We start from the raw sequence: 13,262 nt of genomic DNA on the forward strand, positions 1-13,262 counted from the left end.
TGGGTCAGATTTCGTCCCAGGGTGCGGTTTCGTAAGCCGTGGTGAGGAGTTCGGTGGCGGTGGGCGAGGTGCGCAGCGGCACGTCGTCGACTGAGGCGACCGGGCGGCCGATTGTCGCGGATGGTCCGGTGCTGGTGTCCCTGGTGCAGGATTCGGCGGTGTACGTCGAGCCGAATGTCTGGGTGGAGCACCGGAGGCCGTGAGGCTGGGTCAGATTTCGTCCCAGGGCGCGGCTTCGTAAGCCGTGGTCAGCAGTTCCGTCGCGGCGGGCGAGGTGCGTAGCGGCACATCGTCGACCGAGGCGACTAGGCGGCCGATTGTCGCCGAGTTGGTCAGGAACATCGCGTCGAACTCCGGGAGTTCCGCCGGGTACACCGGCCGCGTCTCCTGCGGCACCCCGGCCGCACGCAGCTGGTCCTCCAGCACCAGGTACGTGATTCCCGGCAGCACCTTGGCTTCCGGCCACACGATCGTCCCGTCGCGCAGGAAGTCGACGTTCCAGATCGTCGCTTCGCTGATCCGGCCGTCGTCGGCGAGGAACACCGCGTCGTCGTAACCGGCGAGGACGGCCGCGCGCGAATGGTGCGTGAGGCCGAAGCCGCCGAGATGCTTCACATGCGGCAGATCCCGTTGGTAGGAAACGGATCGCAGCCGCATCGGCGTGGCGACGTGCGAGCGCGGCGGCGCGGTGCGCACGAGGATTTCGGGCGTCATCGCGGGGTCGTGCGGAGACGAGCGCGAGAAAATGATCACCCGCACCGACAAATCGCCCTGACCGGCGACGAGCCGCCGGACGTAGCGGCGGACCAGATCGGTGTCCAGTTCGCTGCCGAACACCTCGCGGGTGTTCGCTGCAAGCCGGTCGAGGTGGAAGCGGAGGCCGCGTACGCGCCCGTCGCGGACCTGCATCGCGGTGAAATGGCCGTAGCTGGTCGCCGCGGCCGCGAGATCGGCGGCGCCAGGAGCGGCGCCGCCGATCTCGACCCGGCCGGTCACGTCAGGAAACCGTGACCGCGGTGAACTTGACCTGCTGCTTGGGCTCGCCGGTCGACCCGTCCTGGCCGATCGCTCCGATGCCGTTCTTCGCGATCTTGTCGAGCACCTTCAGGCCCTCGTCGGAGATGCTGCCGAAGATCGTGTACTGCGGCTGCAGCGGCGCGTTGCCGTAGACCATGAAGAACTGGCTGCCGCCGCTGTTCGGCTGGCCGGTGTTGGCCATCGCGAGGATGCCGCGGCCGTACTTCGCGGTGTCGATGAACTCGTCCGGCACGGTGAATCCCGGGCCGCCGCGGCCGTCGGTCGTCACGTCGCCCTTCGCGTCCGGGTCGCCGCACTGCAGCATCTGCAGGTCGGTGACGCCGAGGCGGTGGCAGATCGTGTCGGTGTAGAAGCCCTGCTTCGCGAGGGCCTCGAACGCCTGCACGGTGCACGGCGCGAGCGCGCGGTCGAGCGTCATCGGGATGTCGCCCTGGGTGGTCTTCATCGTGATGTTCACGGTCCCGGACGAGGACACGCTCTTGCCGTCCGGCGCGGTCGCCTTCTTGCCCGACGGCGGCTTGCCGCTCGGGTCGGCCGGGTACGAGCACGTCGTCGGGTTCGGCAGCGCCTTGGGGCGCTTGGGGAGCGCGGTGCGCTCGGTGGGGATGTTCGTGACGCTCGGGACCGGCGGCGCGGAACTCGACGGTGGCGCGGCGGCCTGCTGGTCGCCGCTGCCCCCGCTGTTCACGATCCACACCACGAGACCGGCGACGATGAGGACCACACCGCCGACCACTCCAGCGCCCACGATCTTGCGTCGCTTCGCCTGTTCCGCCCGGCGCACGAGCTGCCGCTCGAGTTTGCGCTTTGCGGCTTCTCGGCGCTGCTGGTTGGTCGCCACCCGCCCTCCAGTTTCCGCTCGAAGTCACACGTCTGAGGTAGCGGCAGTGTATGGGCACAGCCTGTTAGGACTCCGTACAGGGGCGGCTAGTCTTCACCGGGTCGTGATCAAGGCCGCTTCCGGGGAGGAGGGTTCGGTGCTCGTCGCCGGGTTCGCCGCGGGTCCGCTGCGCTCGAATTGCTATCTGCTGGCCCCCGCCGCCGGGGGCCCGTGCCTCGTCGTCGACCCGGGCGAGGGCGCCGCCGGGCCGCTGGCCGAAGCGCTGGCGGAGCACGACCTGACGCCGGTCGCGCTGCTCGCCACGCACGGCCATCCGGACCACGTCGGCGCGGCCGCCGAGCTTTCGCGCGCTTTTGCCGCACCGGTCCGGCTCCATCCGGGCGACGCCGACTGGTACGACGGGCCCTTCGAACCGCTCGCGCCGGGAGAGATCGAGGCGGCCGGGCTGACGCTCGGCGTGCTCGCGCTGCCCGGGCACACGCCGGGTTCGGTGGCGTTCACCGTCGAGACCGGCGAGGGTGGCAGGCTGGTGTTCACGGGGGACACGCTTTTCGCCGGATCGGTCGGGCGCACCGGCGGATCCGGCGCCGACCTGGAGAATTCGTTGCGCACACTGCTCACGCTCGCCGACGACACCGTCGTGCTGCCCGGCCACGGACCGGCCACGACCATCGGCCGCGAGCGCTCCGCCAACCCCTTCGTGCCGGGAGCCGCGCAGTGACCGAGAAGCCGGCGGAACGCCTGCCGCTGTTCGCCGACGAACCGAAACTGCGCCGCCGCCGCGCGTGGTCCGGCGTCTTCGGCGTGCTGATCCTGGCCGCGGCGTTCGGCGGGATCGCCGGGCTGATCGGCGGGCAGCTGGTAGGGCTGATCGTGGCGGCGGTCGTCGCGCTGCCGCTGATTTACGTGGTCCTCTACGCGTATCGCCGCCGGATCTGGCTGGAAGGCACGACGCTGGTGGTGCGCACGTGGGGCGTCCGGCGGGTGGACTTGCTTTCCGCGCCGAGGCTGGACGTGGTGATCAGCGACGTGCGCGGCACCCGGACCGTGGCGCTGCTGGTGAACGCGGGCCATCGGCGGCGTGCGGTGAAGCTCGACCTGGCGGTGTTTTCGGGAACCGGCGGACGGGAACTGGGAGCGCTGCAGCTGCGTCGGCTGGCGGACGCGGTGCTGAACAACACCGAGGCGAACGGGCTGGTGTTTTCGGAACTGCTGGTGGCGGAGCTGCGGGCGGAGGCTCGCGGGGACGCGGTCGCGGAACGGCCGTTGTACCGGCTGGCTTCGGCGGCTCCTTCGGGGAAGTACTTGCAGCGGTTTCCGATGGAGGCGGTTAGCCGGTTCGTGGCCACGCTGGGTTGAGTTGGCTGGGGTTGAGTTGGGAGTGGATCTCACCAGCTGCGTTTGATGGCACCGGCTTCGCCGTCGCGTGCGGGATCGCCTTTATGCCGACGTTTGGGCTGAGCGGCGGGAGGGGCCTGCGGCCTGTCCCGCCGCTCATCCCAAACGTCGGCGCGATCCCGCGGGCCGTCCACGCGGGCGCGGATGCGGTCCAGCTGGTCGGTCAGCTCGGGGAGTTCTTCGGCGACGTAGGAGAGCAGCCGTTCGAGGTGGCGCAGGGTCGCGCGGACCTCGTCGAGTGCGGTGGCGATCCGCGGGACTGTTTCGGCCGCTTCCAGCACCGACGCGAACAGGCGGCGGATCAGGTGCACGGTGACTCGGGGTCCGGCCAGGACGGCTGAGAACACAGCCCCTCCTCGGGTGCGGGGTCGCGGTCTTCGTACCTCATCCGCGACGCCCGCGCCCGGCCGGGTCAGTCCCCGTGTGGCTAGTGTGATTCAGCGGGTTTGGTGGTGCTGATGAGGTGCTCCACGGGCTCGCGGGCGGCGATCAAGGCGGCCAGGACCGTCGTCACCGGCACGGCCGCGACGATGCCGACCGAACCGGCCAGCGTCCGGATGATCTCCGCGGCGATGTCCTCGCTGCCGAGCAGCGCGCCGAGGCCGACGCCGGAGATCGCGGAGTACAGCATCACCGGCAGCGCGGCCCCGGCGTAGGCCATCACCAGCGTGTTCACCGCGGAGCCGACGTGGTCGCGGCCGATCCGCAGGCCCGAGCTGTACAGCTCGCGCCAGCTGAGCGAAGGGTTCGCGCGGCGCAGTTCCCAGACCGCGCTGGTCTGGGTGATCGTCACGTCGTCGAGCACGCCCAGCGCGCCGATCACGATCCCGGCCAGCAGCAGGCCGCGGGCGTCGATGCCGTGGCCGAGGGAGGCGATCAGCGTCGTGGTGCTGTCGTCGAGGCCGGTGAGCGACGCGGCGGCGGAGAAGATCGCCGACAGGATCCCGATCAGCGCGAGGCTGACCAAGGTGCCCAGCACGGCGACCGAGGTTCTCGCGGACAGGCCGTGCGTCAGGTACAGCGCGAGGAACATGATCGCGCCCGCCCCGGCGATCGCCACCACCAGCGGGTTCTCCCCGGCGAGGATCGAGGGCAGCACGAACAGCACGATCACGACGAAGCTCAGCACCAGCGCGACCAGCGCGGCCAGCCCCTGCCAGCGGCCGAGCACGAGGACGGCGACCGCGAACAGCGCGGCGAGCAGGACCAGCGGCGTGCCGCGCTGGAAATCGACGAGCGTGAACGACTGCGGATCGAGCGGATTGCCGCCGTTGTAGGCGAGCACGACCTTGTCGCCCGCGGAGAACCGCGGCGTGCTCGGCTCGATCGGGACGGTCAGCCGCACCGGTTTCCCCGCTGCCGGGCCGTCGGACATCCGCAGGTCGACAGTGAGGCACGGTTTCGTGTCCGGGTCCGGCTGCGAGCCGACCTGGACCTGGCCGGGCTGCAGACACGGACCGGACGTCGCGGTCGTGATCGCCGCCTGGACCGGCGTGCCTTGCGGCACCGCGCTCTTCGGCAGCGAACTGCCCCACGGGTACAGGATGATCATGCCGACGACGGTCGCCAGCGCCAGCGGGGCGAGAAGCCAGATCAGGAGTTTGCGGACCCGCTGCGACGCCGGGGCGGCCGGGCCGTGGCCGTGTCCATGACCGTGGCCGTGCCCGGCGGGCGGCGGGATTTCCTTGGCCAGAGCCGGATCGGGACTGTCCTTTTCGGACTGCGGCGGCCGGGCCGGGGGACGGCGGCGGGTGCCGGGCGGCGGGGTGTCGCCGGGGCGGCGGGGCAGGCGCAGTTCGCCGGATTGGGCGCCGCTGCGGGCATCGGCGGAGCGCGGGGTGCCTGGTTGCGCGGAGCGTGCGGCGCCGGGTTGGGCGGGTCGTGGCGCGGCGGCGCGCGGACGGCGGGGGTCGCCGGGCCGTCCCGGTTCGCCGGTGCGCCCAGGAGTGCCCGATCGCTCACCTGGTCGGCCAGACTCCGCCGATCGCGCGGGATTGCGCTCGACGGGCCGCCCAGGCTCACCCGGTCGGCCGGGTTCTGCCGATCGCTCAACGGCTCGGCCGTACTCCGCCGATCGTTCGGGATTGCGCTCGGGCCGCCCGGGTTCCGCCGATCGCTCGGGGCCGCCGGAGCGTTCCACCGGCCATCCGAGATCGCCCGTGCGTTCAGGATTGCCGGGTCGTCCGGGCTCAGCCGCTCGTCCGGGGCGCTCGGCCGGTCGCCCGGGATCGGCGCGGCGCACCCGGCGCGGTCCCTCCGGCCGGGCGCGCGGCGGAGCGGCGGGTGGCACGGCGGAGGACGGGGACGCGGGTTCGCCCGGCACTCGCGGCAGCGGGCCGGTGTCGTCGGGGTCCTGGTCGGGGTAGTCGTGCGGTGCCACGGCGGACATCCTGCCCTCCCGGCTCGCGGTTCACCCGTACCGGGTAGGGGAGGAAGCGGGCGTTTCGTTCAGGCGTGCGCAGAACGCAGGTGCACTCGCCGGTAGGCCGAGGGCGGGGTGTCGAAATGGTCCAGGAACGCTTGCCGGAGCGTCTCCGTGGACCCGAAGCCGCAGCGTCGCGCGATCGCGGCGAGCGGGAGGTCGGTGCCGGACAGCAGACGGGCGGCGTGTTCCGCGCGCACGGTGCGCACGTATTTCCCCGGCGTGGTGCCGAGATGGGCGTCGAACAGCCGGGTCAGCTGGCGGGTGCTGATGCCGGCCTGGTTCGCGAGCGCGTGCGCGCCGAGGTCGTCGGCGAGGTGTTCGGCGACGTACGCGGTGAGGTCGCGGACCTGCCGGTGCTCCGGCGGCGGACCGGCGAGGAACATGCTCACCTGCGCCTGGTTTCCGGGCCGCTGCAGGTAGGTGACCAGCGATCGGGCGGTCTCGCGGGCGAGCGTCGGGCCGTGGTCCTCCTCGACGAACGCGAGGGTGAGGTCGAGCCCGCTGGTGACGCCCGCGGAGGTGTAGACGTCGCCGTGCCGCACGAAAAGCGGCACCGGGTCCACGGTCACCGACGGATATTGCTCGGCGAGCCGCGACGCGTGCGACCAGTGCGTGGTGGCGCGCCGGCCGCTCAGCAGCCCGGCCGCGGCGAGCACGGTCGCCCCGGTGCAGACCGACGCCGTGCGCTTGCTCTGCTGCGAAAGCCGTCGCACGTGGGCGAGCAGCCGCTCGTCCTTGGCGGCGGCGAGATGGCCCAGCCCGCCCGCGACGACGAACGTGTCGAGCGGCCCGCGGACCTGGTCGATCCGGACGTGCGGGGCGAGCGTGAGCCCGGACTGGCAGGCGAAGGGGAGCCCGTCGACGGTGGCGAGCCGGACCTCGTACGGCCGGGCCGCGCCCAGCCGGGTGGCGGCGTCGAAAACGTCGGACACGCAGGCGATGTCGAGCAGTTCGGCGTCGGGGTACCCGAGGATCACGACCTGCCGGGCGGTACTCGGCATGGCCGCACCGTAGCAGCTCGCCCGGCCGGATCAACCAGGTTCGCAGGATTCCGGACACGCGTGTCCCGTGAGGCCCGCGGGCTCGGGAGGGTGGCGGCATGACCCAGAAAACCTTCGCGTTCGTCGTCTACCCCGGCCTGACGCCGCTCGACCTGGTGGGACCGCTGCAGGTGATCGCCGGCTACGCGGCGGCCGACCAGTCGGTCCGCGTGGCGGTCGTGGGCGAAACCCTGGAACCCACCGGCACCGACACGCCGTTGCGGATCGCGCCGAGCCACACCTTCGACCAGGTTCCGGACCCGTCGTGGGTGCTGGTCCCCGGCGGCGGCGCGCCGACACTGCGCGCGCTCGGCGACGAGAAGCTCATCGGCTATCTCCGCCGCGCCGCGACCTCCGCCGAGCTGATGACCTCCGTGTGCACCGGTTCGCTGCTGCTGGGCCAAGCTGGGCTGCTCGAAGGCCGCGAGGCGACCACGCACTGGACGTTCCTGGAGACCCTGCGCGCGTTCGGCGCCACGCCGGTCCGGCAGCGCTGGGCGGACACGGGCTCGGTGATCACCGCCGCCGGCGTGTCGGCGGGCATCGACCTGGCGTTGCACCTGGTGGAGCGGATGAGCGGAGCGGACACCGCGCGGCTCGTGCAGTTCGGCATCGAATACGACCCGCAGCCGCCGCTCGGGCCGCTCGACTGGTCGCTCGCGCCGCGCGAGCAAATGCGGCCGTTCGTCGACCACTCGGTCCGGGAGGGTCTGGCCGGTCACCCGGAGCTGCGGGACAAGCTGCTGGCGCAGCAGTGACGTTCCGGTGAATTGCCCCACCCACCTGGGGCAGCACGGTTTGCCCGGGCCGCGCGGACGCGTACCGTTCCGCCAATGGGTGCTCGCGGGGCTGCCGGTCTGACCGTCTTCACCAGCCGGAGGGACGGGGACATCGTGCTGGTCACGGCGGCGGGGGAGATCGACATCGCGTCGGTGGGGCAGTTCCGCTCCGCGCTCTCGGCCGCCTCCGGGGCAGGCGGCAAACTGGTGGTGGACCTGTCGCGGGTCGGCTATCTCAGCTGTGCCGGACTGCGCGCGCTCGAAGAGACGAGCCGCGCCCGGCCCGCGCTTTCGATCGTGGCGACCGGACCGCTCGTGCTGCGTGCTTTCGCTGTCTCCGGGATCGAGGCACCGGTGCGCAGCGGCCTGCGCGAGGCGTGCGCCGCCGCGGGGGCGTGAATCCCCGGCCGGAATCTGGGTACCCGTGGGATGGAACCGAGATCTGCTGAGGTGATCCCAGATGTCCACCAGCACGATGTCCGGCAAGACCGCGGTCTCCGGGGGCGCAGCGGGCCTCGCTGTGCTGGCCGGGCTGTACCTGATCGCCGCGCCGTGGCTGCTGCGCTTCGGCGGGGCGGCCGAACTCGCGGTGAGCAACACGGTCGCCGGGCTGGCGATCGTCGTTTTCGCAGCCATGCGGGCGCGGGATTCCGGCGGGCAGGCGCTGACCTGGGTGCTGCCGGTGCTCGGGGCGTGGGCCGCGGTGTCTCCGTTTCTGCTTCGCTACGGCGACGAGACGCTGCCGTCGACCGGAGCGGTGATCGGCAACGTGATCGCCGGGGTCCTCGTGGCAGCCGGCGGCGCGGCGTTGCTGCTGCGCCGCCGCTGACGTCAGCTGAGCGCGTCGGCGAGCCAGCGGCTCCAGACCGCGGTTTCGGCGGTCTCGTCGACGTCCGGGCGGAACAGGTGATGTCCGACCGCGACCGGCATGCCGAGCAGCGACCGTTCGTGGAACCGGTAGAGGGCGTCCTCGGTGCGGACTCCGGCGTAGTTCGGGGTCGAGTAGTCGAGGACGCCCTCGACCACCTCGTCGCCGACGCTGAACTGGACCGGTTGCCCCGCTGAGGGTTCGGCGGGCAAACCGAGCGCCGCCAGCAGCTTCGGCCAGGCGTCGCGGCTCGCCGACGAGGCCGGGCCGTCCGCGGTCACGTACGTCGCGAAGCGGCCGGGGAAGTGCGCCAGCAGTTCGGCGAGCGTGTGCAGGTACATCTCCCAGCCGACGGCGAAGGACTCGTGGTATTCGTCGTCCCAGCCGTCCTGGACGAACCCGCGGTGCACGAACCGGAGTACGGAAGTGCCGCCTTCGGCCGCTTCCACGAGGAACTCCATCACGTCGAACGTGCCGTCCTCGGCGGCTTCGCCCCGGTAGGCGAACCTGCGCGGGGGATCCCACGCGGTGATCTCCGCCTCGGTGCGCATTTCGCCGAGGCTGAACCGGATCCGCTTCGCCGCGGCGTCGACCTCGTGGCGGCCCATGAACCACGAGTCGATGCCCGGCCCGCTCGCGACGGCCTCCCACACGGCCTCGGGCTCCGCGGGCAGCTGAACCTCTTTGCGCACCTCGAACTCGCGTGGCATCTGCGGCGTCCCTCCTCGTGGTCGTCCCGATCACCGTGCCATTGACAATAATACCTGTCAATGCGGTGGCGGTTCCCCTGATCGGTGCCAGACTGCGAAGGGACTCTCACGAAGGGACGCAGAAGCATGGCGACGGTGGCCGACCAGTTGATCGACGTTCTGGTGCAATCCGGGGTGCGCCGGATCTACGGGGTGGTGGGCGACAGCCTCAACCCGGTGGTGGACGCGGTGCGCCGCACCGGGGGCTCGGCGCGCGGCGGGATCGACTGGGTGCACGTGCGCAACGAGGAGGCCGGCGCGTTCGCCGCCGCGGCCGAGGCGCAGCTCACCGGGCGGCTCGCGGTGTGCGCGGGCAGCTGCGGGCCGGGCAACCTGCATCTGCTGCAAGGGGTTTACGACGCGCACCGCTCGGGCGCGCCGGTGCTCGCGCTCGCGTCGCACATTCCCTCCACGCAGATCGGGACCGGGTTCTTCCAGGAGACCCACCCGCAGCAGCTGTTCGCGGAGTGCTCGCACTACTGCGAGATGGTGAGCTCGCCGGAGCAGATGCCGCGGCTTGCGCGGATCGCGGTGCAGAACGCGGTCGGACGTCGCGGTGCCGCGGTGCTGGTGCTGCCTGGGGACGTGTCGCACGAGCCCGCCGCGCACGCCACCGGGGAGTCGGCTTCGCTGGGGAGCCCGCCTGCTGTGGTGCCTGCCGAGGCTGACATCGCTCGGCTCGCCGATCGGATCGATCGGGCCGAGAAGGTGATGATCATGGCGGGTGCTGGTTGTCGCAATGCGCACGACGAGGTGCTCGCGCTCGCGGAGGCGGTCGGGGCTCCTGTGGGGCATTCGTTGCGGGGCAAGGAGTTCGTGCAGTACTCGAATCCGTTCGACGTGGGGATGAGCGGGTTGCTCGGGTACGGGGCCTGTTACGAGGCGATGCACGAGGCTGATCTCGTGTTGCTGCTGGGCACGGACTTCCCGTACGACAACTTCCTGCCGCAGCGGAATACCGTGCAGGTGGATATCGATCCGGCGCGGATGGGGCGTCGGTCGGTGTTGGAGTTCGGGGTGCAGGGGGACGTCGGGGCGACGATCCGGGCGGTGCTGCCTCGGTTGCGCGAGCGCAGTGACCGGTCGTTCCTGCATGCCATGCTGCGCAAGCACGAGCGGGGGCTGCAGCGGGTGGTCGATGCCTACACCAATGAGGTGTCGAAGCACATTCCGTTGCATCCGGAGTATGTCGCCGACGTGCTGGACGAGGAAGCTGCTGAGGATGCGGTGTTCACTGTGGACACTGGGATGTGCAATGTGTGGGCGGCTCGGTACATCACGCCTAATGGGCGGCGGCGGATTCTTGGGTCGTTTGTGCACGGGAGCATGGCTAATGCGTTGCCGCATGCCATTGGGGCGCAGGCTGCTGATCCTGGGCGGCAGGTTGTCGCTATGTGCGGGGATGGTGGGCTGGCGATGTTGATGGGGGAGTTGTTGACGCTCAAGACGCATGCCTTGCCCGTTAAGGCTGTGGTGTTCAACAACTCTTCGCTCGGGATGGTGAAGCTGGAGATGCTCGTGGACGGGTTGCCGGAGTTCGGCACCGACCATGATCAGGTGGATTTCGCGGGGATTGCCCGGGCGGCTGGGTTGTATGCGCGGCGGGTGGAGAAGCCTGGCGAGGTTCGGGACGGGATCCGGGACATTCTGGCGCATGACGGGCCTGCGGTGCTGGATGTGGTTACGGATCCTAATGCGTTGTCTATTCCGCCTAATATTACTGCTGCGCAGGTTAAGGGGTTTGCGTTGGCGGCTAGTAAGACTGTGTTGAGTGGGGGAGTGGGGAAGATGCTGGAGTTGGCTAAGTCTAATTTGCGGAATATTCCTCGGATTTGAGGGGTTGGTGCTGGGCGGCTCGTCGCCTGGCGGCGACATTGCGCGCGGTGGTTGCGTGGGGCACCCCGAAGCTTGATTGTGCTGACGGTCGGTGGGTGCTTGTCAAGGCGGGAAAGATGCCTTGACAAGCACCCACCGACCGCAGGGGAGCTTCGTATCGGGGTGCGGGGGAGGGCTGGGTGCCTCGCTCGTTGGGTGCATCGGCTGCGGTTTAGGGCCGTGAGGGGAACCCTGAGGGAATTGGATTCCCTCAGGGTTCCCCTCACGTACGTGGGTTTGCTTTTTTTATTCGGTTTCTGCCATGGCTTCTGCGAATTGGGCTGCGTACAGGCGGGAGTAGGCGCCGCCTGCGTTGATGAGGGTTTCGTGGTTGCCTTGTTCTACGATGTTGCCGTTTTCCATTACCAGGATTACGTCTGCGTCCCTGATGGTGGACAGGCGGTGGGCGATCACGAAGCTCGTGCGGCCGGTGCGCAGGGAGTTCATGGCGTGCTGGATCAGGACCTCGGTGCGGGTGTCCACCGAGCTGGTCGCCTCGTCCAGGATGAGGATCGCCGGCTTTGCCAGGAAGGCTCGGGCGACGGTGATCAGCTGCTTTTCGCCTGCGCTGACGGTGCCGCCCTCGTCGTCCAGGACGGTGTCGTAGCCGTCGGGGAGGGTGCGGACGAAGCGGTCCACGTAGGTTGCCTTCGCGGCTTCGATGACCTCTTCGCGGGTCACGTTGTCCGCGCCGTACGCGATGTTTTCCGCGATCGTGCCGCCGAACAGCCAGGCGTCTTGCAGGACCATGCCCGTCTTCGAGCGCAGTTCCTCGCGGTCCATCGCCTTGATGTCGACGCCGTCCAAAGTGATCCGGCCGCCGTCGATTTCGTAGAAGCGCATCAGGAGGTTGACCAGCGTGGTCTTGCCCGCGCCGGTCGGGCCGACGATCGCGACCGTGTGGCCGGGGTCGACCGACAGCGACAGGTCTTCGATCAGCGGCGTGTCCTTCAGGTAGCGGAACGACACGTGCTCGAATTCGACCTGCCCGCGCACGACCTCCGGGCGCTGCGGGTGCTCCGGCTCCGGTTCCTGCTCCTTGGCGTCCAGCAGCGCGAACACCCGCTCGGCCGAGGCGACGCCGGACTGCAGCAGGTTCGCCATGCTCGCGATCTGGGTGACCGGCTGGCTGAACTGGCGCGAGTACTGGATGAACGCCTGCACGTCGCCCAGCGTCAGCGTGCCCGAAGCGACCCGCAGGGCGCCGACGACCGCGACCAGCACGTAGCTCAGGTTGCCGATGAACATCATGCCCGGCTGGATCGTGCCGGAGATGAACGACGCCTTGAAGCTCGCCTCGTACAGCGCCTCGTTCTGCTGCCGGAAGACCTCCTCGGCCTCCTTGCCCCGGCCGAAGACGTGCACCAGCGAGTGGCCCGAGTACATCTCCTCGATGTGCGCGTTGAGCTTCCCGGTCGTCGACCACTGCCGGATGAACTGCGGCTGCGCGCGTTTGCCGATCTTGGCCGCGACGAACACCGACACCGGCACCGTCAGCAGCACGATCGCGCCCAGCAGCGGCGAGATGACGAACATCATCACCAGCACGCCCAGCACGGTGAACAGCGACGTGACGATCTGCGACAGCGTCTGCTGCAGCGACTGCGCCAGGTTGTCGATGTCGTTGGTGACCCGGCTCAGCACCTCGCCGCGCGGCTGGCGATCGAAGTAGCGCAGCGGCAGCCGCGCGAACTTCTCCTCGATGTCCTGGCGCAGCCGGAACACCGCGCCCTGCACGAGGTTCGTCGTGAGCCGCGCCTGGATGACGCCCAGGAACGACGCGAAGACGTACAGCGCCAGCACGATCATCAGCACCTGGCCGACCGCGGTGAAGTCGACGCCGTGGCCGGGCATCAGGTCGACGCTGGTGAACATGTCGGCCAGGGTGTTCTCCCCGCGCGCCCGCAGGCCCTCGATCACCTGCTCCTTGGTCGCGCCCGCGGGCAGGTGCCTGCTGGTCACGCCGGCGAAGATCAGGTCCGTCGCCCGGGCCAGCACCTTCGGGCCGAGCACGGTCAGCGCGACGCCGATCGCGCCGAGCACCAGCACTCCGGTCAGGGCCGCCCGTTGCGGGCGAAGCAGCCGGAGCAATCGCGCGAGCGAGCCTTTGAAGTCGAGGGCTTTCTCCGCGGGCATGCCCGCGGACATCATCCGGCCGGGGCCCGCTGTGGGTTGCGGCCGGGTCTTGTCGCGCGCGACGGCGGCTGGTTCGTCGTCGTCGTGCGCGGTGGCGGTTTTCGTTTCCTCGC

14 protein-coding genes are annotated in these 13,262 nt (G+C 70.1%); 7 read left to right on the plus strand and 7 right to left on the minus strand.

Annotation, left to right across the window (positions count from 1 at the left end; all coding sequences use genetic code 11):
* Positions 1–53: 53 nt before the first annotated feature.
* A complete protein-coding gene (locus DMP23_RS14100) occupies positions 54–203 on the plus strand; it encodes a hypothetical protein (RefSeq protein WP_337821278.1) in 150 nt (49 codons plus the stop codon).
* Positions 204–210: 7 nt separating this feature from the next.
* On the opposite strand, the gene DMP23_RS14105 is transcribed toward DMP23_RS14100, so the two are convergent.
* Together DMP23_RS14105 and DMP23_RS14110 are read right to left on the minus strand one after the other, a co-directional pair.
* A complete protein-coding gene (locus DMP23_RS14105; RefSeq protein ID WP_337821279.1) occupies positions 211–996 on the minus strand; it encodes an aminotransferase class IV in 786 nt (261 codons plus the stop codon).
* A 1-nt stretch (position 997) separates the two neighbouring features.
* Entirely contained in the window at positions 998–1,879 is an 882-nt protein-coding gene (locus DMP23_RS14110) for a peptidylprolyl isomerase (RefSeq protein ID WP_037811311.1), read from the minus strand.
* 136 nt (positions 1,880–2,015) lie between these two features.
* Between DMP23_RS14110 and DMP23_RS14115 the strand changes: the two genes are divergently transcribed.
* Together DMP23_RS14115 and DMP23_RS14120 are read left to right on the plus strand one after the other, a co-directional pair.
* Positions 2,016–2,600 (plus strand): MBL fold metallo-hydrolase, encoded by a 585-nt coding sequence (locus DMP23_RS14115; protein WP_337824401.1) that lies wholly within the window; start codon positions 2,016–2,018, stop codon positions 2,598–2,600.
* Positions 2,597–3,238: a hypothetical protein gene (locus DMP23_RS14120; protein WP_337821280.1), complete on the plus strand. Its 642-nt coding sequence runs from the start codon at positions 2,597–2,599 to the stop codon at positions 3,236–3,238. Before DMP23_RS14115 ends, DMP23_RS14120 begins: the two co-directional genes overlap by 4 nt.
* Positions 3,239–3,267: 29 nt before the next feature.
* Here DMP23_RS14120 and DMP23_RS14125 read toward each other — a convergent pair whose 3' ends face one another.
* The 3 genes from DMP23_RS14125 to DMP23_RS14135 form a co-directional block, all read right to left on the minus strand.
* Positions 3,268–3,624 carry a hypothetical protein gene (locus DMP23_RS14125; RefSeq protein WP_337821281.1) on the minus strand — a complete coding sequence of 119 codons (357 nt, stop codon included), beginning with the start codon at positions 3,622–3,624 and terminating at the stop codon, positions 3,268–3,270.
* Positions 3,625–3,704: 80 nt separating this feature from the next.
* Positions 3,705–5,666, minus strand: a complete 1,962-nt coding sequence (locus tag DMP23_RS14130; protein ID WP_443111266.1) for a YibE/F family protein — start codon at positions 5,664–5,666, stop codon at positions 3,705–3,707.
* A 59-nt stretch (positions 5,667–5,725) separates the two neighbouring features.
* Positions 5,726–6,703 carry a GlxA family transcriptional regulator gene (locus DMP23_RS14135; RefSeq protein WP_037811315.1) on the minus strand — a complete coding sequence of 326 codons (978 nt, stop codon included), beginning with the start codon at positions 6,701–6,703 and terminating at the stop codon, positions 5,726–5,728.
* A gap of 98 nt (positions 6,704–6,801) precedes the next feature.
* Between DMP23_RS14135 and DMP23_RS14140 the strand changes: the two genes are divergently transcribed.
* The 3 genes from DMP23_RS14140 (at position 6,802) to DMP23_RS14150 (ending at position 8,350) form a co-directional block, all read left to right on the plus strand.
* A complete protein-coding gene (locus tag DMP23_RS14140; RefSeq protein WP_337821282.1) occupies positions 6,802–7,500 on the plus strand; it encodes a DJ-1/PfpI family protein in 699 nt (232 codons plus the stop codon).
* A gap of 75 nt (positions 7,501–7,575) precedes the next feature.
* Entirely contained in the window at positions 7,576–7,920 is a 345-nt protein-coding gene (locus DMP23_RS14145; RefSeq protein ID WP_037811322.1) for an STAS domain-containing protein, read from the plus strand.
* A 61-nt stretch (positions 7,921–7,981) separates the two neighbouring features.
* Complete coding sequence (locus DMP23_RS14150; protein ID WP_134661798.1) at positions 7,982–8,350, plus strand: SPW repeat protein; 369 nt, start codon at positions 7,982–7,984, stop codon at positions 8,348–8,350.
* Positions 8,351–8,352: 2 nt separating this feature from the next.
* Here DMP23_RS14150 and DMP23_RS14155 read toward each other — a convergent pair whose 3' ends face one another.
* Positions 8,353–9,099: an SRPBCC family protein gene (locus DMP23_RS14155; RefSeq protein ID WP_337821283.1), complete on the minus strand. Its 747-nt coding sequence runs from the start codon at positions 9,097–9,099 to the stop codon at positions 8,353–8,355.
* A gap of 126 nt (positions 9,100–9,225) precedes the next feature.
* Here DMP23_RS14155 and DMP23_RS14160 point away from each other — a divergent pair, with 126 nt between their 5' ends.
* Positions 9,226–10,974 carry a pyruvate dehydrogenase gene (locus DMP23_RS14160; RefSeq protein ID WP_134661862.1) on the plus strand — a complete coding sequence of 583 codons (1,749 nt, stop codon included), beginning with the start codon at positions 9,226–9,228 and terminating at the stop codon, positions 10,972–10,974.
* Positions 10,975–11,259: 285 nt separating this feature from the next.
* Here DMP23_RS14160 and DMP23_RS14165 read toward each other — a convergent pair whose 3' ends face one another.
* On the minus strand, positions 11,260–13,149 hold the full coding sequence (locus DMP23_RS14165) for an ABC transporter ATP-binding protein (protein ID WP_205669803.1): 1,890 nt from the start codon (positions 13,147–13,149) through the stop codon (positions 11,260–11,262).
* Positions 13,150–13,262 lie beyond the last annotated feature (113 nt).

This window comes from Amycolatopsis sp. A1MSW2902 (genome assembly GCF_017312175.1).
GTDB classification, from domain to species: Bacteria; Actinomycetota; Actinomycetes; order Mycobacteriales; family Pseudonocardiaceae; genus Amycolatopsis; species Amycolatopsis nivea.

Coding starts and splice junctions, on each gene's coding strand:
- DMP23_RS14130 (WP_443111266.1), bottom strand. CDS start 5,666: ATGTCCGCCGTGGCACCGCACGACTACCCCGACCAGGACCCCGACGAC.
- DMP23_RS14135 (WP_037811315.1), bottom strand. CDS start 6,703: ATGCCGAGTACCGCCCGGCAGGTCGTGATCCTCGGGTACCCCGACGCC.
- DMP23_RS14140 (WP_337821282.1), top strand. CDS start 6,802: ATGACCCAGAAAACCTTCGCGTTCGTCGTCTACCCCGGCCTGACGCCG.
- DMP23_RS14145 (WP_037811322.1), top strand. CDS start 7,576: ATGGGTGCTCGCGGGGCTGCCGGTCTGACCGTCTTCACCAGCCGGAGG.
- DMP23_RS14150 (WP_134661798.1), top strand. CDS start 7,982: ATGTCCACCAGCACGATGTCCGGCAAGACCGCGGTCTCCGGGGGCGCA.
- DMP23_RS14155 (WP_337821283.1), bottom strand. CDS start 9,099: ATGCCACGCGAGTTCGAGGTGCGCAAAGAGGTTCAGCTGCCCGCGGAG.
- DMP23_RS14160 (WP_134661862.1), top strand. CDS start 9,226: ATGGCGACGGTGGCCGACCAGTTGATCGACGTTCTGGTGCAATCCGGG.
- DMP23_RS14165 (WP_205669803.1), bottom strand. CDS start 13,149: ATGCCCGCGGAGAAAGCCCTCGACTTCAAAGGCTCGCTCGCGCGATTG.